We start from the raw sequence: 15,970 nt of genomic DNA on the forward strand, positions 1-15,970 counted from the left end.
AGAGCCTCAGTCCTCGTCGTCGCTGGTCTTCACCGGCATGGTGTAGTTGAGATTCAGTCGGCCGCCGTCGGCATAGACGGTCTGGCCGGTGATATAGCTGGCCTCGTCCGAGGCGAGGAAGGCCGCGACCGCCGCGATCTCCTTGGGCTCACCGATCCGGCCGAGCGGCGTGCGTGACAGGATCACCCGCTGGGCTTCCGGATCGTTGGCGACAGAATGGAGCAACTCGGTCATGATCGAGCCTGGGCCGATGGCGTTGACGCGGATGCCATAGGGGGCGAGCGACAGGGACATGACCTTGGTGAGCTGGGACAGGCCGCCCTTTGAGACCGAATAGCCGACCTGATCGGCCAGCGCGAAGACCGCATTCACCGACGACAGATTGATGATCGTACCGGGCGAGCCGCCATTCTTGACCTTCTCCACCAGATGGCGCGCCACCGCCTGGCCGCAGAGAAAGGCGCCCTTCAGATTGACGTTGAGGACGCGGTCGAAATCGGATTCTTCCAACTCCAGAAACTTCGCCTTGTGGACGATACCGGCATTGTTGACGAGGATATCCACATCGCCGAAGGCGTCGAGCGCGGCCGCGACGAGATTGTGGACGTCGAGACGCTTGGCGACGTTGCAGGTCACGAAACGCACTTCGCCAAGCTCGCTCAGTTCCTGGGCGGCGGCCTGGCCGGCCTTTTCCTCGATATCGGAGAGAACGACCTTGGCGCCGTCATGGAGGAAGCGTCTAGCGATGGCATAGCCGATGCCGCGAGCTGCGCCGGTGACGATAGCGACGCGTCCGTCGAGTGCCATGGGAGTGCCCTTTCCCGTTGGGGTCCGCCTTGGCGGGTTCCTGTTCGTGGCGATTGCCTACGCCCGCCGCGATATAGGTTCAATCCCCCAAACCGGGCGCTAACCGAGGCATAGGGCGAAAAGAGCGGCGATTTCCGTCAGTTGCTGCGCCGCGCCGAGCGTATCGCCGGTCTGCCCGCCGAGCCGGTTGTGCAGCCAACGGCGGAAGGCGAAAAGCATCGCCGCGCCGGCTAGAAGGCTCAAGAGCGCATGGCCAAGCCCTATGCCGAGGCTCGCAAGGACGAAAAGGATCGCGGCCCCGAGCCAAGCGGTGCGCCAGCCATCTCGTCGGCCCGGCTGGCCGACGCTATCGGCCAATCCGCCAGGATCGGCGGAGGGAAGGCTGGCCCACAGAAGCACCATGGCGCCGCGACTGAAAGCGGCCGCGCCGAGGATCGCCAAGGCGGCACCCGATGGGCTGAAAGAGACGAGTTCGGCGATCAGCGCGATGCGCAAGACGACAGCAAGGATCAGGGCCAAGGCGCCATAGCTGCCGACGCGGCTGTCCTTCATGATCGCGAGCGCCCGCTCCCGGCCGTGATGGCCGAACAAGCCGTCGGCGACATCGCCGAGGCCGTCCTCATGGAGTGCTCCGGTGATCAGGATCGTCGCCGCGACGGCCAGGGTTGCGGCGACAAGCGAGGTGAGGCCCGCCCCCGGGAGGATCGCGAGCAAAAGCGCCGCAGGAAGAGCGGCCACGAGCCCGACCATCGGGAAGCTCAGCACGTCTTTCCCGAGCGGATGAGCCCCTCTCTCGAAGGCGCGGGCCACCGGCGGCAAGCGGGTCAAAAAGGCGGTCGCGCGCAAAAAGGCTGCAAGGGCAGGTGACATCATGCCTCGGCTATGAACCGATGGGATCGGACATGTCTATGCCCGATATCCTGTGCGGCTTGTTGCCCGACCCTGTTGGGGACCTGCCCGGCTGGCAATCACCACGCAGGTCACGACGACGACGGCTCCGACCAGTTGCGGTCCAGTCAAAGACTCGCCGAGGACGAGCCAGCCGAGAAGCACCGCCGTCAGCGGACTGAGAAATCCGAAGCCGGTAACCGCAGAGGGGCCGAGACGTTCGATGCCGCGAAACCAGAGAAAATAGGTGAGGGCGGCGCCGATGAGGCCCAGCCAGACGAAGCCTGCCATGTTCACGGCGGTCAGCTGCGGCAGGGCGGGCTCGGCGAGAAGCGCGGCCGGTAGGAGCAGTAGCCCGCCCGCCGTCAGCTGCCAAGCACAAAAGGTGAGAGTGGAGACTGGCGGCTGCCATTTGCGGGTCAGGACCACGCCGCAGGCCATGGACAGAGCGCCGCACAGGGCTGCGGCGACCCCGATCGGGTCGAGTTCGGCGCGCGGACCAAGGACGAGAAGCCCGACGCCGCCAATACCGGCCGTTGCGGCGGCAAGGCCCCGTCGTGTGAGCGGCGAGCCGAGGGCGGCATGGGCGAAAAGCAGGACGATGAGCGGTTGCACCGCGCCCAGGGTCGCCGCGAGCCCGCCGGGAAGGCGATAGGCGGAGACGAAGAGGGCTGCCCAGAAGATGGCGAAGTTGAGTGCGCCAAGGACAAGGAGCTTGCCGATCCAATCGAGAGGCGGGACGCGGCGTGTCACCGCCATCAGCAGGAGGCCGGCCGGCAGGGCGCGAAGGCAGGCGTCGGTAAGGGGGTAGCCGTCCGGCAACATTTGCGAGGTGACGATATAGGTCGATCCCCAAATCGCAGGCGCGCAGGCGGCCAGAGCCATGTCGGTCGTTCGGGAAATGAGAGCCTCCAGTTATCTTGACGTCGAGATAAATGGATTTTGTCTTGACGTCAAGTTATCCCGGCCATACCGTCTCCCCATGCCCGATCATGTCGATGCCATCCTCGTCCAATGGAACCGTGAGCGACCCGATCTCGATGTCGGTCCGATGGGTACATTCGGCCGTCTGAAGCGGCTCAACGACGAGCTCAGCGAAGCAATCGCCCGCCCCTTCAAGGCTCATGGCCTGACCTCCGCCGGCTTCGATGTGCTCGCGACCTTGCGCCGGTCCGGCGAGCCCTACAGCCTCAGCCCGTCAGCTCTGATCGCCACGACCATGGTGACGTCGGGCACCATGACCAATCGGCTCGACCGGTTGGAAGAAGCCGGTCTCATCGAGCGCCGGCGCGATCCGCAGGACGGGCGCGGTTTCCTCGTGGCGCTGACGCCAGCGGGGTTCGAACTGGTCGACCGGGTCGTGAGCGAGCATGTCGCCAATCAGCATCGCTTGATCGCCGGCTTGTCTCCGGCTTTGCGGGATGGTCTCGATGCCGCTTTGCGGGACTGGCTCGCCTCTTTTGAAACGGGCCGTGGGGACGCAAGCGACAAAGGTTAAGCGGCGCGGCCAAGGATCGCTTCGCAAGCGGCACACGAATCGCTTATGGAGACGCCCACAGCGCCGAACGCCCACAGCCTGGAAAGAGCCCTCATGTCCACCACCGGTCTTCCCTTCGACGACATTCGCGACCTGGTCTCCCGGATGCCGGGCCCCGACGGGCGGGCCGTCCATGACAAGCGCCATCGCGAGGGCGATCTCACCAAGCCGGACGGCTCTCTCGGCCGGCTCGAGGATCTGTCGGAATGGGTGGCCGCATGGCAAGGCCGCAAGCCTGCCATCACGCGCCCGCTCGTCGCCGTTTTCGCCGGCACCCACGGCGTGACCAAGCGGGGCGTCTCGCCTTTCCCCTCCGAGGTCACCCAGCAGATGGTGGCGAATTTCGCGGCCGGCGGTGCGGCGATCAATCAGATCTGCGCGACATACGATCTGGGGCTGAAGGTCTACGATCTCGCTCTCGACTATCCAACGGCCGATATCAGCGAGGATGCGGCGATGGACGAGCGCACCTGCGCGGCGACCATGGCCTTCGGCATGGAGGTTCTGGCCGGCGAGCCCGATCTCCTCTGCCTCGGCGAGATGGGCATTGGTAACACCACTATCGGTGCCGCTGTCTTTGCCGGCCTTTTCGGCGGGACCGGCGCCGACTGGGTGGGGCCTGGAACCGGCCATGACGCCAAGGGCGTGGCGCTGAAGGCTCAGGTCGTCGACGAAGCGTTGACCCTTCATGGCAGCCATCTGAAGGATCCGCTCGAAGTCTTGCGCCGGCTGGGTGGCCGGGAGATCGCCGCCATGGCCGGCGCGATCCTGGCAGGGCGCATGCAGCGGGTGCCGGTCATCATCGATGGCTATGTCGCGACGGCCGCCGCGGCGGTTCTCTTCGCCATGGATCCGCGCGCGCTCGATCACTGCCTGTTTGGCCATGTCTCGGCCGAGCCGGGCCATATCCGCGCCCTCGAACATATGGGCAAAGTGCCGCTTCTGGCGCTTGGCATGCGGCTCGGCGAGGGAACGGGTGCGGCGCTCGCGGCCGGGATCGTCAAGGCAGCCGTCTCCTGCCATACGGGCATGGCGACCTTCGCGGAAGCCGCCGTCTCCCAGCGCGCTCCAGACTGACGACCCCTCGCCCCCACTTACTGGCGGATCATTAAAAGCATCGCTTTCGAGAGGTTCGCCGGCATCACCCGGCTAAGACAGTCAGGCGATCAATCGGCATCGTCCCATGCTCTCGATTGCCTTGATGCCGCGCCGGGTGGCGCAAAAAGGACCGGCCCGACTTTTTCGCCGGGCGCTCGAGTGGTACTACCGGACGAACGAATTGACCCCTCGGGTCAAGCCATGTCCGGCGAAGCGCTCAGACGCCGTTCTGGCTGCCAGCGAACATTCGAAAGCGATGCTTTCACATGTCCGCCGGTTTTACTCTAAGCGACCTTCCGCTTCGTTGCGGGAACCTTCGGGGCGGCGTGAGCGGCTCGCCGCTCGGCGTGGGTTTCACGCTGCCAAGTGCGAATGAAGGTCACGACATCAGCGGACGGCATCGGCTTGGCGAAGAGATAGCCCTGCCCATGGGTGCAGCCTGCGGCTCGCGTGGTGGCGAGATCGGCTTCGCTCTCGATTCCTTCCGCCACGATCAGGGCGCCGAGATCGCGGCCGAGATTGCAGATGGCCCTGACGATCGCCCGGGAATTTCCCGGTTTGGTCATGGCCGAGACGAAGGACTTGTCGATCTTGATCTTCTCGAAGGTATGGTCACGCAGATAGCCCATCGACGCATAGCCGGTTCCGAAATCGTCGAGCGCGACAGCCACACCCATGGCCTGGAATTCGTTGACGATCTTCTCGGAGTGTACATTGCGCACGAGAACGCTTTCGGTGATTTCGAGCGTCAGGCGCGCCGGATCGATTTCATGGGTTTCGAGAAGCTGGCCGACCTGGCTCACAAGCATGTCGTCGCCGAGCTGAAGCGCGGACACATTCACCGTCACGCCGATCGACTCGGGCCAATGGCGCAGATTGGCCAGCGCCTCGCGCAGAACGAAGCGGCCGATCGGAATGATATCGCCGCTGGCTTCGGCAAGCGCGATGAAATTGTCGGGCCGGATCGGTCCGAACTGCGGATGGGTCCATCGCAAAAGGCTCTCGAAATAGGCGATGGAGCCGGTCGACAGATCGATGATCGGCTGGAAGGCCACATGCAGCTGTTCGTCCTCGATCGCATAGGCGAGATCGCGCTGGAGGCGCTTTTGCATGGCTGCGTCCTTGAGGAACTCTTCCGTCGCGAAGGCGATCTGCGCGCGGCCCTCGGACTTGGCCGAATACATGGCGACATCGGCATCGACCAGAAGCTCGTCGATCTGCCGCTCGCTCTGGGACTTCGCGCTGGCGATGCCGATGGAGAGCGAGGCCGTCGCGCGATCGGGATGATAGAGGCATCGGTCCCGAAACAGCGTCTCGATCGCCTGACAGCGTTCGAGAACGCGCCGGTCGGCGTCCTCCCCCAGCGCGATCAAGGCGAATTCGTCGCCGCCGATCCGGATCGCATATTCCTGCGGGCCGAGGACCCTGCGCATGCAGTTCGCGATCAGACGCAGGACCGCATCGCCCGCCGAATGGCCATGATTGTCGTTGATCTCCTTGAACCTGTCGACATCGATCATGGCGACGGCGATCGCCTCGTCGGACAGGCCGGTTTCAATCAATTCCTTGAGTGCGGTCCGGTTCGGCAGTCCCGTCAGGGCGTCCGTCGCCGCGCGTCGTGTCAGGCGGCGCCGATATTTGAGCAGGAACACCATCATGATGAGGCCGAGCACGCCCAGGGCGTAGGTCAGGAGCTCGATATGGGCGAGCGACCGGGTCAGCCGCTGGCGCTGTTCCTCCACGACATCGCCCTGCTTGACGTTGGCAATGGTCGCCGCGCGCCCGAAACTGCTGGCCAGATGCTCGGCAAGCGCGGCGGCTTCGGCCCGGTCCTGCGGATTGGGCGACAGGGTCGCCGCCTCGATCGCCGCCAGCCCCGTCTGAAGCTTGGCCTTAGCGGCCTTGGCCGGTGCGAAATCGTCGCTTCCGATTTCTGTGGGCAAGGTCGTCAGACGCGTCTTGATGATCGCGATCTCGCTCCTGATCCGTGAGTCACCGAAGCTGTCGTCCACCAGAACGTCGCGCAGACGCATCAGCTCGATCTGCGCGCGGTTGAAGTCGAAGGCCACGTCATAGGACGAGACTTCGATCAGATCATGCTGATAGCGCTGGACGAGGACGAGATTGACCGTGGCTTCCGTGGCGATGATCCCGGATGTCAGCAGGATCAAAGCCAGAAAGGGATCTCGGATCAGCCTGGAAAACCGACGGGACTGCATCACGCAACTTCAATTTCGACGAGTTGCCAGACGCAGCGCGCATAAGCGGCCTGGATCTGCAAGTCGGCGCGTTCGGAGAAGGGAAAGATGACGAAGACCGGTCCCTTGTTGTCGAGGGTCAGGAACGCATCGTTCTCCTTGATCGCGAGAATGCCGTTGCTCTCCCGAAAGAACTGGGTGGAAACGGCGGCGGCATAGTCATTGAGGGCGATCAGCGTGCAGTCCAGATCGTCACCATCCCCTCGGCCGAGGACTGCATCCAGATCGGGGCCCTCGAAGCTCGTCGGCTCGGGATGCCATGGCGTGGTGGTAACGATTCGGCGCTGGGGCAGGCGAGCGAGATCGGCCTGTCGAAAGGTTCGGATGCCGGGTCCGGGCCCTCGGATCGTCAGGGTCATCGGATCTGGATGCGGTTGCGCCTGCGCCATGCGGGCGATACCGACGCTCGGCAGGAGGCTTCCGGCGAGAAGCCCCATCACGGCGCGGCGGTTCATCATGGCAAGGCGCATAATCGGTGCTCCTCTGTTCGACTGCATGCGTTATTTCTAAGAACCCGCGATTAAGAATCTGCAAAAGCGAAGAACACGATCGTCCAAACGTCGCCTTTGTTGCCTCACCATGGCAAAATACAGGGCAAGACTGATGCGAAATGCTCGAATTCGATAGAGTCAGGTCATCTTGGCAATCACTTTACCCGAGTTAAAGGATTTTCACCTTTGGGGAAGTGAAGTGCTACTGGAAGATGATTGTCGACGGATGCGCTGTCAGCCTGTTCATCCCAAGGCTTCGTCGATGAGGGCGGCTTGTGCGGCTGCCGCGAGCCCCTCGTCGCGCGCCTCGCCCTCTACGCGCTCGCGGCCGATTTCGAGCATGACGGGCACGGCCAGGGGCGAGACGCGGGCAAGCGCCTTGTGGACGATGTGGTGCTTGATACGGGCCAGGAGGTCCGACACGCGGGCAACGTCGAGCAGCCCCGTCGCCGCATCCGCCCAGGTCGCCTTGAGGAGGATGTGACCCGGCTCGTGGGCCCTGAGGACGTCATAGACGAGGTCGGTCGAGACGGTGACCTGGCGTCCGGTCTTTTCTCGACCGGGATGCTTCTTCGGCGTCAGCTGCGAGATCACCGCGCATTGGCGAAAGGTGCGCTTTAGGAGCCAGGAATCGCCCATCCAGGCTTCCAGATCGTCGCCCAGCATGTCCTCGTCGAAGAGATCGTCGAGCGACAGACGCCCGTCCGCGATCATCGCGCCCATATCGGCCCGGCCCCAGATCGACAGGGCGTAATCGGTCGCGACAAAGCCAAGCGGCTTGGCGCGGGCCCGTTCCAGCCGTCGCGTCAACAACATGCCGAGGGTTTGATGGGCGAGGCGCCCCTCGAACGGGTAGATCACCATGTAGAAGAGATTGCCGCGCGGAAAGGTCTCCACCAGAAGGTCGTTCGGGCCGGGAATGATCGATCTCAGAGCCTGGATTTCCAGCCATTCGCCGACCTGCGGCGGGAGTTCGCCCCAGCGCTCGGGATCGGAGAGCATGCGCCGTACCTCGGCCGCAAGGAAGGTGGTAAGCGGAAATTTCGAGCCGCCCCAATAGGGCACCTTGGGATCGTCGCCCGGCGCGCGGGTGACGAAGCAACTGGTCTCGGCGATCCCTTCGAAGCGCAAGACCTCGCCGCCGAAGAGGAAGGTGTCGCCGATGGTCAGCGTTTCCAGAAAATCCTCCTCGATCTTGCCAAGGACGAACCCGCCCCGGGCCATCGAGGCCTTGGTCTTCTTGCGCAGGAGCCGGACATCGAGCGCTTCAGCCTCGATGATGGTGCCCGCATTCATCCGATAGATTTGTCCGATCTGCGGATGGGTGATGCGGAAGGTGCCGTCCTCGGTCTTGCGAATCTTGGCGTAGCGCTCATAGACCCTCAGCGCGTAGCCGCCGGTCGCGACGAAATCGATGATCTCCTCGAAGGTCTCCCAGGACAGATCCGCATAAGGGGCGGCCGAAACGATCTCGTCAAAGAGCGCTTGAGGCTCGAAGGGCTCGGCCACAGCCATGCCGAGAACGTGCTGGGCGAGGACGTCAAGTGCGCCTTCGCGCAAGGGGGGCGTGTCCTGCGCGCCGAGATAATTGGCGTTGAGCGCGGCCTGGCACTCCATCACCTCGAAGCGGTTGGAGGGCACGAGGATCGCCTTGGAGGGCTCGTCCATCCGGTGATTTGCTCGGCCGATGCGCTGGGCAAGGCGCGAGGCGCCCTTCGGCGCTCCCACATGGACGACGAGATCGACGTCTCCCCAGTCGATGCCGAGATCGAGCGTGGAGGTGGCGACGACCGCGCGAAGCTTGTTCTCCGACATCGCCGCCTCGACGCGCCGGCGCTGCTGAACGTCGAGCGAGCCGTGATGCAGGGCGATCGGCAGTGTCTCCTCATTGATCTTCCAGAGTTCTTGAAAGAGCAGCTCGGCCTGGAAGCGCGTATTGACGAAGAGCAGCGTCGTCTTGTGCGCCTTGATCGCCTCGTAAATCTCCGGCATCGCATAAAGGCAGGTATGCCCCTGCCAGGGAATGCGCTCCTGGGATTTGAGGATGGCAATATCCGGCTTGGCTCCGCCCGCCACCTCGATGAGATCGGCCTGAAGCGTCGCGCCCGGCCGTTGCGGCACGAGCCAGCGGCAGAGTTCGGCCGGCTCCGACACGGTCGCCGACAGGCCGACGGTCTTCAGGCCCGGCGCGAGCGTTTGAAGACGGGCGAGGCCCAGCGCCAGCAGATGGCCGCGCTTCGACGTGACGAGGGCGTGGAGCTCGTCGAAGACCACATATTTGAGGTCTGCGAAGAAATCGCGGGCATCTTTCGCCGCAATCAGAAGCGCCAGCTGCTCAGGCGTCGTCAGGAGGATATCCGGTGGCTTCAGCTTCTGGCGCTGGCGCTTGACCTGGCTGGTATCTCCGGTGCGCGTCTCGAGCGTGACGGGAAGACCCATCTCGGCGACTGGGCGTTCCAGATTGCGGCGAATGTCGGTCGCGAGCGCCTTCAAAGGCGAGATGTAAAGCGTGTGGATGCCACGCGGACGCGTGCCGGGCTTGTGCGGCTCGCGTATCGAAAGATCGACGAGGCTCGGCAGGAAGCCGGCCAGGGTCTTACCGGCGCCCGTGGGCGCAATGAGGAGCACCGAAGCCCCGGCTTGGGAGCGACCGAGAAGATCGATCTGGTGGGGACGGGGCGCCCAGCCGTGGCCGGCGAACCAAGCGAGAAAGCGGTCCGGCAAGAAGGCGCCGGCGGCATCATTCTCGCCAGAGCCAAATTTTGCTTTCAAATTCAAAAGCTTGATCGCCTCGCATTGGACATTGGGAAAAACTCCTCAACATGACTTAGCGAGCAGGGCCGGTCGACTCTTTATCCGCCCCGGGCTCACGAACCTGAAGATGGTCCCCGACGACAGGAGCGGCAATGCGGCCCCTTCGCCTTATCACTGGCTTTGTCCTCCTTCTGCCCATTCTGTTCGCGGCGCTCGTGCCGGCCGCCGCCCAATCGTCGAGCGAGCCATCGACTCGCTGGTTTCAGGCCGCCTCGCTCAATCAAGGCCTGCCCGAGGCCGCCGGCTTCGTCGATCGCGACACGCCGCGCGGGCTCATGGAGACCTTCACCATCGCGGCGGAAGCCAAAGACTGGGAGACGGCGGCTCATGCGCTCGATCTGTCCGGCATCGCGCCGGAGCTTCAGGCGAAGATGGGTCCGGTTCTGGCCGAAAATCTCTATGAGGTGATGCAGCGGGGCATGTGGATGGACTGGTCGGGTCTGCCCGACCGCCCCGACGGTCTGGACGCGACCGCTTCGAGCGACAATCCCATGGCGGGCGAGCCGCGTCGCAATTTCCGCCTGGCTATTCTGGACCTGCCCGAGCGGCCCGTCGAAATCCGCATTTCGCGGATCAAACCCGACAATGGCGCGCCAGCCTGGGTGTTCTCCGAGGCGACCGTCGCCAATATTCCAGCTCTTCACGAAATCTACGGGCCGAGCGCCTTCGAAAGCTCATTGCCCGGATTTCTCCAACATCACGCCTTCTGGACGCTGGCCTGGTGGGAGGTGATCGCCATCCCGCTCGTCGTCCTTCTAGCCCTAGGCGCGGCATATTTGAGCTATTCGATGGTGGGTCGGATCAAGCGGCGCCAGCCCTATCGCATCGTTCGCACCGCACTCGACGCCGTCCAGACGCCGATCGCGCTGATGGCCTTTGTCGGCACCTTCTCGCTGATCAAGACCTTTGCCTTTACCTTTTCCGGCCCAATCAGCCGCATCCTCGCGCCCCTCCAGTCGCTGCTCTTCGTCGTCGCACTGGCGCTGATCGCGGTGCGCGTCGTCGATGCCGTTCTCGACCGGCTCGTGCGCGAAAACATCGAGGAGCTGACCGAGGAACACCAGAAGGATACGCGCGACCTCTACACCAATATCTCGGCGGCGCGGCGCGTGGCGATCATGCTGGCCTTCGTGGTCGGCGCGGCCCTAGTCCTGATCCAGACCAAGATCGCCTCGACCCTCGGCTTTTCGCTCCTCGCCTCGGCCGGCGTCCTCGGCCTGATCTTCGCCTTCGCCGCCCGCACGGTTCTCTCCGACATCATGGCAAGCCTCCAGATCGCCATCGCCAAGACGGCGCGGATCGGCGATGCCGTGCTCTGGCATGGGGATTGGTGTACGGTGGAGAAGATCAATTTCACCTATCTTCAGCTCAGAAGCTGGGACAATCGCCGCCTGATGGTGCCGGTCGCCCAATTCGTATCCGAGACGTTTGAGAACTGGACGAAGCAGGACCCGCAACTGACCAAGATCGTCGCGCTTCGCCTCGATCACCGGGCCGATATCGACGCGTTGCGCGAGGCCTTCCAGCGCTTCGTCGAGGCCGATGAGGACATCACCGACAAGGAATCGGCCAAAGTCCAGGTGACCGGCCATTCGGCCGAGGGCATGGAGGTCTGGTTCATGGCCGACGGGCCGGACCCCTCCACCGGCTGGGCGATCGCCTGCCGCCTTCGCGAGGCGATGCTGAAGGAAGCCGCAAGGCTCGAAGCCAAGGCCGGCAAGGAGCCGAACCGCCCGGCCTATCTGCCCCGCGAGCGGGAGATGCTGATCGGGGAGTTCGATCGGGCGGGGTGAGGGCAAGGCGTCACCGCCGGCTTCGTTTAAGGCCTGAATTCGGACGACATCAACTCTGAGATCGATGCCGTTCTCCTGTCGCCGGCGCAACAGACGAAAGTCGGGCCGAGCTCGATCGTCACATTCGTTGCGGCGTCACGTTGTCATCCGCGGTGGTGCAGGCCTCGGCAAATTGAGCCAGGGCCGTTCCCGTTTCGGTACCCTTCATGAATGTGCCGGTCTCGATGACACTGATGATCACTCGAACGGATGGTTCGAGTGATTGCGCAACTTGACTGATCTGAAGCTCGCTCAACGGGGCCGAAATGAGCGTTTCTGGGTAGAATTTATCCGTGAATCGATTGCGAACGAAAAACGATCGGTCATCGACGCCGTTCGCGAAGACGTCCATCTTGAAATCGGTCCGGTCGCGGCCATTGCCGACAAACATGACGGCATTTCTACCCGTGACCGGAAGATATGAACGGTCGACCTGATAAGGAAGTCGCGTCAAGACAAGGAGGCGCACCGAGTGATCTGCGCCACAGAGGACGCGGAGTGTCGATTCGCGACGCCAAGTTGAACCTCTTGCGACGACGAGGCTTTGGCTGATCTCGACGGGAAGTTTTGGAATTCGGCTCGGATCCGGCATGTCGGAGCAGCCGGTCATGAGGAGCGGCAGAACGAATGCCGCGAGTAGCGTGCGTTTGGGTCTCACAGGCGCGTTGTCAGATCGTGCTGTTGACCGCATCGCGGCGCGTTTGCTTTCTCGGCCTCGGCGTCGAATTAGCCCGCGCGCTGGTCTGCGAAGTGAAGAGGCGCGCTGGTTCGAAGCTCATGGTCTAAATGATGGAATCGAAAATGTGATTCTTTTCGAGGGACGGTACCAATATGGCCGGCCGTTCGCGTGTTCGGGCACGTTAGGGCCGGCGATTTCAACATCATCTTATCAAAGCGGCAGAGACGGCCCGCCGATAAACGAAAAAGGCCGCCGGATCGCTCCGGCGGCCTTTCCTGTCGGCTGAAACTGCCAAACGCCTTAGCGCTTGGAGAACTGGAACGAACGGCGGGCCTTGGCGCGGCCGTACTTCTTACGCTCGACGGTACGCGAGTCGCGGGTCAGGAAGCCACCCTTCTTGAGGATGGAGCGCAGGCCCGGCTCGTAATAGGTCAGCGCCTTGGAGATGCCGTGGCGAACCGCGCCGGCCTGGCCGGAGAGGCCGCCGCCGGCAACCGTGGCGATGATGTCGAACTGGCCGTCACGGTCGGTCGCGACGATCGGCTGACGAAGCACCATCTGCAGGACCGGACGGGCGAAATAGGCCGTGAAGTCCTTGTCGTTGACGATGATTTTGCCCGAACCCGGCTTCACCCAGACGCGCGCGACGGCATCCTTGCGCTTGCCGGTGGCATAGGCGCGGCCGTACTGATCGAGCTTCTGGACGTGGACCGGAGCCTCCGGCTGAACCCCGACATCGGCGGTGCCGAGGTCTTCGAGGGAAGAGAGCTGAGACATTATGCGGCCCTCGCATTCTTGGAGTTCATCGCACGGACGTCGAGCGTCTCGGGCTGCTGGGCTTCATGCGGATGCTCGGCACCGGCATAGACGCGCAGATTCTTCAGCTGGCGACGGCCGAGCGGGCCGCGCGGCAGCATGCGCTCGACGGCCTTCTCGACGACGCGCTCGGGAAAGCGCCCCTCGAGAATCTCGCGCGCCTTGCGCTCCTTGATGCCGCCGGCATAGCCGGTGTGCCAGTAATAGGTCTTGTTCTGGTACTTCTTGCCGGTCAGAACGATCTTGTCGGCGTTGACGATGATGATGTTGTCACCGTCGTCGACATGGGGTGTGAAGGTCGCTTTGTGCTTGCCGCGCAGGCGCAGAGCAACGATCGAGGCGAGGCGGCCGACGACGAGACCTTCGGCGTCGATAAGAATCCACTTCTTCTCGACCGTCTCCACCTTCTGAGAGAAAGTCTTCATGGGTTCGTCCCAAGTGTTCGTGATGGTCTGGCCGACCGATGCCCGGCCCGCCATAACAAAAAGCGGCCCATCGGCCGCGCTTCGTGGGGGCTGACATACGGGCAGAGGCGGGGCTTGTCAACGCCAAAGATGCGAAGTTCCGTCCGCTGAAACGCCTGCAGGGCAGGGGATCAAAGCGCTTTGGTATTATGATACCGCAACCATCTCCTCGATCAGCGTGGTGGGATCGAATAGGTGGCCACCGCATGGGCCGCAAGCTCGGCCTCGCCCTCTCGCTCCGCTTCCCGCTCACTGACAAGGGCGATCTCGCAGACGGCAAGGCGTTTGCCGAGTTTCAGAAGACTTGCCTTGCCGAGAAGTGGGCCGGGTTCGGGCTTGCGCATGAAATTGATGGTCATATTGGTCGTCACCGCGAGGGCCACGGGGCCGATATGGGCAAGGATCGCCACATAGGCCGCGACGTCGGCGAGGAGAAACATCGAAGGGCCGGAAACCGTGCCGCCGGGCCGCAGATGCTTGTCCGTGGCCTCGAGCCGGAGAGTCGCATGACCTGCGCCGATTTGCGTGACGCTCATCCCATCCTGGGGGCCGGAGACCTGCGGAAAATGCGAGGCGAGGAAGGCGTTGAGCTCTTCGGTGGTCATGATCGGCTGCATGGTCGTCCCCCAATCCAGACTGCGGTCCTTGCGCCTCTTCGCGCGTCGGGCCACTGTCGGGCACTTCATTCAAATGGCAAGAGATTCCCGCTTTCATGGCCGATATCGTCGAACTGTCCACCGATGCGCGCAGCCCCCACCCCCTCGATATCCAGACGGCGCCTGGCATCACGCGGATCGCCCTGTCCAACCCGCCGGCCAATGCGCTTTCCATCGCCGTGATGGAGGCCTTGCTCGCCGCCCTTCGCGATGCCGGGGCCGATCCCGACTGCCGCGTGGTCGTCCTGGCCGCCCATGGCAAGACTTTCTCCGCCGGCCATGATCTGAAGGAACTGACCGCCCATCGCGCCGACGCCGATGGTGGCCGCGCCTTTTTCGAAAAGACCATGCGTCTGTGCGCCGAGCTGATGCAGGCCATCGTGCGTCTGCCCCAGCCGGTGATCGCCGAGGTGAACGGCATCGCGACCGCCGCCGGCTGCCAGCTCGTGGCGAGCTGCGATCTGGCGATCGCCTCGGAAGAAGCCCAGTTTCAGACGCCGGGCGTCCATATCGGCCTGTTCTGCTCGACGCCTATGGTCGCGCTGTCGCGCAATTTGAGCCCGAAGCACGCGATGGAAATGCTTCTGACGGGCGAGCGGATCGATGCGCGCTCGGCCCGCGAATTCGGTCTCGTCAACCGCGTCGTGCCGCCTGAATATCTCGGCACCGTTGTCGGCAGATATGCGACCACCATCGCCTCGAAATCGAAGACGACCGTCCGGATCGGCAAGAAGGCCTTCTACGAACAGGCCGAGATGGGCCTGTCCGACGCCTATGACTATGCCGCGCGGGTGATGGTGGAGAACATGATGGAGACGGACGCCGAGGAGGGAATCGGCGCCTTCCTCGAAAAGCGCAAACCCAAATGGTCGGGCCGATGAGCGCTGTGAGCACCGGCGACGGAGCGGCTCCGCTCGTCTATTCCGACACGCTCATTCGCCGCATCCTGTCAGAGGTGAGGACGATCGCGCTGATCGGGGCGAGCGCCAAGGAGGTGCGCCCGTCCTTCTTTGTCCTCAAATATCTTCTCGCCAAGGGCTTCGACGTCTATCCGGTCAATCCCGGGCTCGCGGGCCAGTCGATCTTGGGGCGCGAGGTCTTCGCCGATCTGGCGAGCGTTCCGGCCCCGATCGACATGGTCGACGTCTTTCGCGGCTCGCCAGCCGTTCCCGGTATCGTCGACGAGGTGCTGGCGCTTAACCCGCTGCCGAAAGTGCTCTGGCTTCAACTGACCGTGCGCCATGACGAAGCGGCGGCCCGCGCCGAGGCGGCCGGCATGACGGTGATCATGGATCGCTGCCCGAAGATCGAATATGGGCGGCTCTCCGGCGAGATCGGCTGGAACGGGGTCAATTCCCGGGTCCTGTCCTCGAAGAAGCCGGTTCTCGGCAAGGGGTTTCAGAGCTTCGGGCTCAATCGGAGCCGGGCGGAGTAGCGCCTCTCTTGACCGGATGTCCTCATTGAAGCGGCTGGAGGGCGGAGGATGGACGCGAGATCAGCCGCAAGCGCTTGTGGGTGCGGGGAAATGGTTTGGCATGGCAACTGTGTTCATGCGAAGGCCTTTTTGTCTCTCTGCATGGCGTTGAGGACGGTGAGAAGCTTTCTGGCGACGGCGATGATTGCGACTTTC

The 15,970-nt window shown here is 63.5% G+C and carries 15 protein-coding genes; 5 read left to right on the forward strand and 10 right to left on the reverse strand.

The window, feature by feature from the left end:
- Window positions 1–6: 6 nt before the first annotated feature.
- The 3 genes from B9A15_RS14525 to B9A15_RS14535 all read right to left on the reverse strand — a co-directional run bounded on the left by B9A15_RS14525 (window position 7) and on the right by B9A15_RS14535 (window position 2,580).
- Window positions 7–807 (reverse strand): SDR family NAD(P)-dependent oxidoreductase, encoded by an 801-nt coding sequence (locus tag B9A15_RS14525; protein WP_084410995.1) that lies wholly within the window; start codon window positions 805–807, stop codon window positions 7–9.
- 99 nt (window positions 808–906) lie between these two features.
- Window positions 907–1,680, reverse strand: coding sequence for an adenosylcobinamide-GDP ribazoletransferase (gene cobS / locus B9A15_RS14530; protein ID WP_084410997.1), 774 nt, complete (start codon window positions 1,678–1,680; stop codon window positions 907–909).
- Between the two features lie 33 nt (window positions 1,681–1,713).
- Window positions 1,714–2,580 carry an EamA family transporter gene (locus B9A15_RS14535; protein ID WP_210190526.1) on the reverse strand — a complete coding sequence of 289 codons (867 nt, stop codon included), beginning with the start codon at window positions 2,578–2,580 and terminating at the stop codon, window positions 1,714–1,716.
- A 97-nt stretch (window positions 2,581–2,677) separates the two neighbouring features.
- On the opposite strand from B9A15_RS14535, the gene B9A15_RS14540 reads away from it, so the two are divergent.
- Complete coding sequence (locus tag B9A15_RS14540) at window positions 2,678–3,193, forward strand: MarR family winged helix-turn-helix transcriptional regulator (protein ID WP_084411001.1); 516 nt, start codon at window positions 2,678–2,680, stop codon at window positions 3,191–3,193.
- 93 nt (window positions 3,194–3,286) lie between these two features.
- Window positions 3,287–4,309, forward strand: coding sequence for a nicotinate-nucleotide--dimethylbenzimidazole phosphoribosyltransferase (gene cobT, locus B9A15_RS14545; protein ID WP_084411003.1), 1,023 nt, complete (start codon window positions 3,287–3,289; stop codon window positions 4,307–4,309).
- Window positions 4,310–4,614: 305 nt separating this feature from the next.
- Here cobT and B9A15_RS14550 read toward each other — a convergent pair whose 3' ends face one another.
- The 3 genes from B9A15_RS14550 to B9A15_RS14560 all read right to left on the reverse strand — a co-directional run bounded on the left by B9A15_RS14550 (window position 4,615) and on the right by B9A15_RS14560 (window position 9,851).
- Window positions 4,615–6,549, reverse strand: a complete 1,935-nt coding sequence (locus B9A15_RS14550; protein ID WP_084411005.1) for a putative bifunctional diguanylate cyclase/phosphodiesterase — start codon at window positions 6,547–6,549, stop codon at window positions 4,615–4,617.
- The gene (locus tag B9A15_RS14555; protein WP_084411007.1) at window positions 6,549–7,058 is read right to left on the reverse strand and encodes a putative pterin-binding protein; all 510 of its coding nucleotides are present in this window, start codon (window positions 7,056–7,058) and stop codon (window positions 6,549–6,551) included. The genes B9A15_RS14550 and B9A15_RS14555 overlap by 1 nt, the downstream gene beginning before the upstream one ends.
- Before the next feature lie 264 nt (window positions 7,059–7,322).
- Window positions 7,323–9,851 (reverse strand): ligase-associated DNA damage response DEXH box helicase, encoded by a 2,529-nt coding sequence (locus B9A15_RS14560; protein WP_084411043.1) that lies wholly within the window; start codon window positions 9,849–9,851, stop codon window positions 7,323–7,325.
- A 134-nt stretch (window positions 9,852–9,985) separates the two neighbouring features.
- Here B9A15_RS14560 and B9A15_RS14565 point away from each other — a divergent pair, with 134 nt between their 5' ends.
- Entirely contained in the window at window positions 9,986–11,686 is a 1,701-nt protein-coding gene (locus B9A15_RS14565) for a mechanosensitive ion channel family protein (RefSeq protein WP_084411009.1), read from the forward strand.
- Window positions 11,687–11,804: 118 nt separating this feature from the next.
- On the opposite strand, the gene B9A15_RS14570 is transcribed toward B9A15_RS14565, so the two are convergent.
- The 4 genes from B9A15_RS14570 to B9A15_RS14585 all read right to left on the reverse strand — a co-directional run bounded on the left by B9A15_RS14570 (window position 11,805) and on the right by B9A15_RS14585 (window position 14,301).
- Entirely contained in the window at window positions 11,805–12,317 is a 513-nt protein-coding gene (locus B9A15_RS14570; protein WP_139798403.1) for a hypothetical protein, read from the reverse strand.
- 387 nt (window positions 12,318–12,704) lie between these two features.
- Window positions 12,705–13,181, reverse strand: a complete 477-nt coding sequence (rpsI, locus tag B9A15_RS14575; protein WP_084411013.1) for a 30S ribosomal protein S9 — start codon at window positions 13,179–13,181, stop codon at window positions 12,705–12,707.
- A complete protein-coding gene (gene rplM, locus B9A15_RS14580; protein WP_084411045.1) occupies window positions 13,181–13,645 on the reverse strand; it encodes a 50S ribosomal protein L13 in 465 nt (154 codons plus the stop codon). The genes rpsI and rplM overlap by 1 nt, the downstream gene beginning before the upstream one ends.
- Before the next feature lie 212 nt (window positions 13,646–13,857).
- Window positions 13,858–14,301 (reverse strand): PaaI family thioesterase, encoded by a 444-nt coding sequence (locus tag B9A15_RS14585; RefSeq protein WP_084411015.1) that lies wholly within the window; start codon window positions 14,299–14,301, stop codon window positions 13,858–13,860.
- 95 nt (window positions 14,302–14,396) lie between these two features.
- Here B9A15_RS14585 and B9A15_RS14590 point away from each other — a divergent pair, with 95 nt between their 5' ends.
- Window positions 14,397–15,221 carry an enoyl-CoA hydratase gene (locus B9A15_RS14590; RefSeq protein ID WP_084411017.1) on the forward strand — a complete coding sequence of 275 codons (825 nt, stop codon included), beginning with the start codon at window positions 14,397–14,399 and terminating at the stop codon, window positions 15,219–15,221.
- Window positions 15,218–15,775, forward strand: coding sequence for a CoA-binding protein (locus B9A15_RS14595; protein WP_084411047.1), 558 nt, complete (start codon window positions 15,218–15,220; stop codon window positions 15,773–15,775). The genes B9A15_RS14590 and B9A15_RS14595 overlap by 4 nt, the downstream gene beginning before the upstream one ends.
- Window positions 15,776–15,970: the final 195 nt, after the last annotated feature.

The sequence above is a fragment of the Fulvimarina manganoxydans genome (assembly GCF_900176465.1).
GTDB lineage: Bacteria > Pseudomonadota > Alphaproteobacteria > Rhizobiales > Rhizobiaceae > Fulvimarina > Fulvimarina manganoxydans.

What these genes read in the sequence shown, in the direction of transcription:
- B9A15_RS14555 (WP_084411007.1), bottom strand. Translation starts at nt 7,058, where the DNA reads ATGCGCCTTGCCATGATGAACCGCCGCGCCGTGATGGGGCTTCTCGCC.
- B9A15_RS14540 (WP_084411001.1), top strand. Translation starts at nt 2,678, where the DNA reads ATGCCCGATCATGTCGATGCCATCCTCGTCCAATGGAACCGTGAGCGA.
- rpsI (WP_084411013.1), bottom strand. Translation starts at nt 13,181, where the DNA reads ATGTCTCAGCTCTCTTCCCTCGAAGACCTCGGCACCGCCGATGTCGGG.
- B9A15_RS14550 (WP_084411005.1), bottom strand. Translation starts at nt 6,549, where the DNA reads ATGCAGTCCCGTCGGTTTTCCAGGCTGATCCGAGATCCCTTTCTGGCT.
- B9A15_RS14565 (WP_084411009.1), top strand. Translation starts at nt 9,986, where the DNA reads ATGCGGCCCCTTCGCCTTATCACTGGCTTTGTCCTCCTTCTGCCCATT.
- rplM (WP_084411045.1), bottom strand. Translation starts at nt 13,645, where the DNA reads ATGAAGACTTTCTCTCAGAAGGTGGAGACGGTCGAGAAGAAGTGGATT.
- cobS (WP_084410997.1), bottom strand. Translation starts at nt 1,680, where the DNA reads ATGATGTCACCTGCCCTTGCAGCCTTTTTGCGCGCGACCGCCTTTTTG.
- B9A15_RS14535 (WP_210190526.1), bottom strand. Translation starts at nt 2,580, where the DNA reads ATGGCTCTGGCCGCCTGCGCGCCTGCGATTTGGGGATCGACCTATATC.
- B9A15_RS14590 (WP_084411017.1), top strand. Translation starts at nt 14,397, where the DNA reads ATGGCCGATATCGTCGAACTGTCCACCGATGCGCGCAGCCCCCACCCC.
- cobT (WP_084411003.1), top strand. Translation starts at nt 3,287, where the DNA reads ATGTCCACCACCGGTCTTCCCTTCGACGACATTCGCGACCTGGTCTCC.
- B9A15_RS14570 (WP_139798403.1), bottom strand. Translation starts at nt 12,317, where the DNA reads ATGCCGGATCCGAGCCGAATTCCAAAACTTCCCGTCGAGATCAGCCAA.
- B9A15_RS14595 (WP_084411047.1), top strand. Translation starts at nt 15,218, where the DNA reads ATGAGCGCTGTGAGCACCGGCGACGGAGCGGCTCCGCTCGTCTATTCC.
- B9A15_RS14585 (WP_084411015.1), bottom strand. Translation starts at nt 14,301, where the DNA reads ATGCAGCCGATCATGACCACCGAAGAGCTCAACGCCTTCCTCGCCTCG.
- B9A15_RS14525 (WP_084410995.1), bottom strand. Translation starts at nt 807, where the DNA reads ATGGCACTCGACGGACGCGTCGCTATCGTCACCGGCGCAGCTCGCGGC.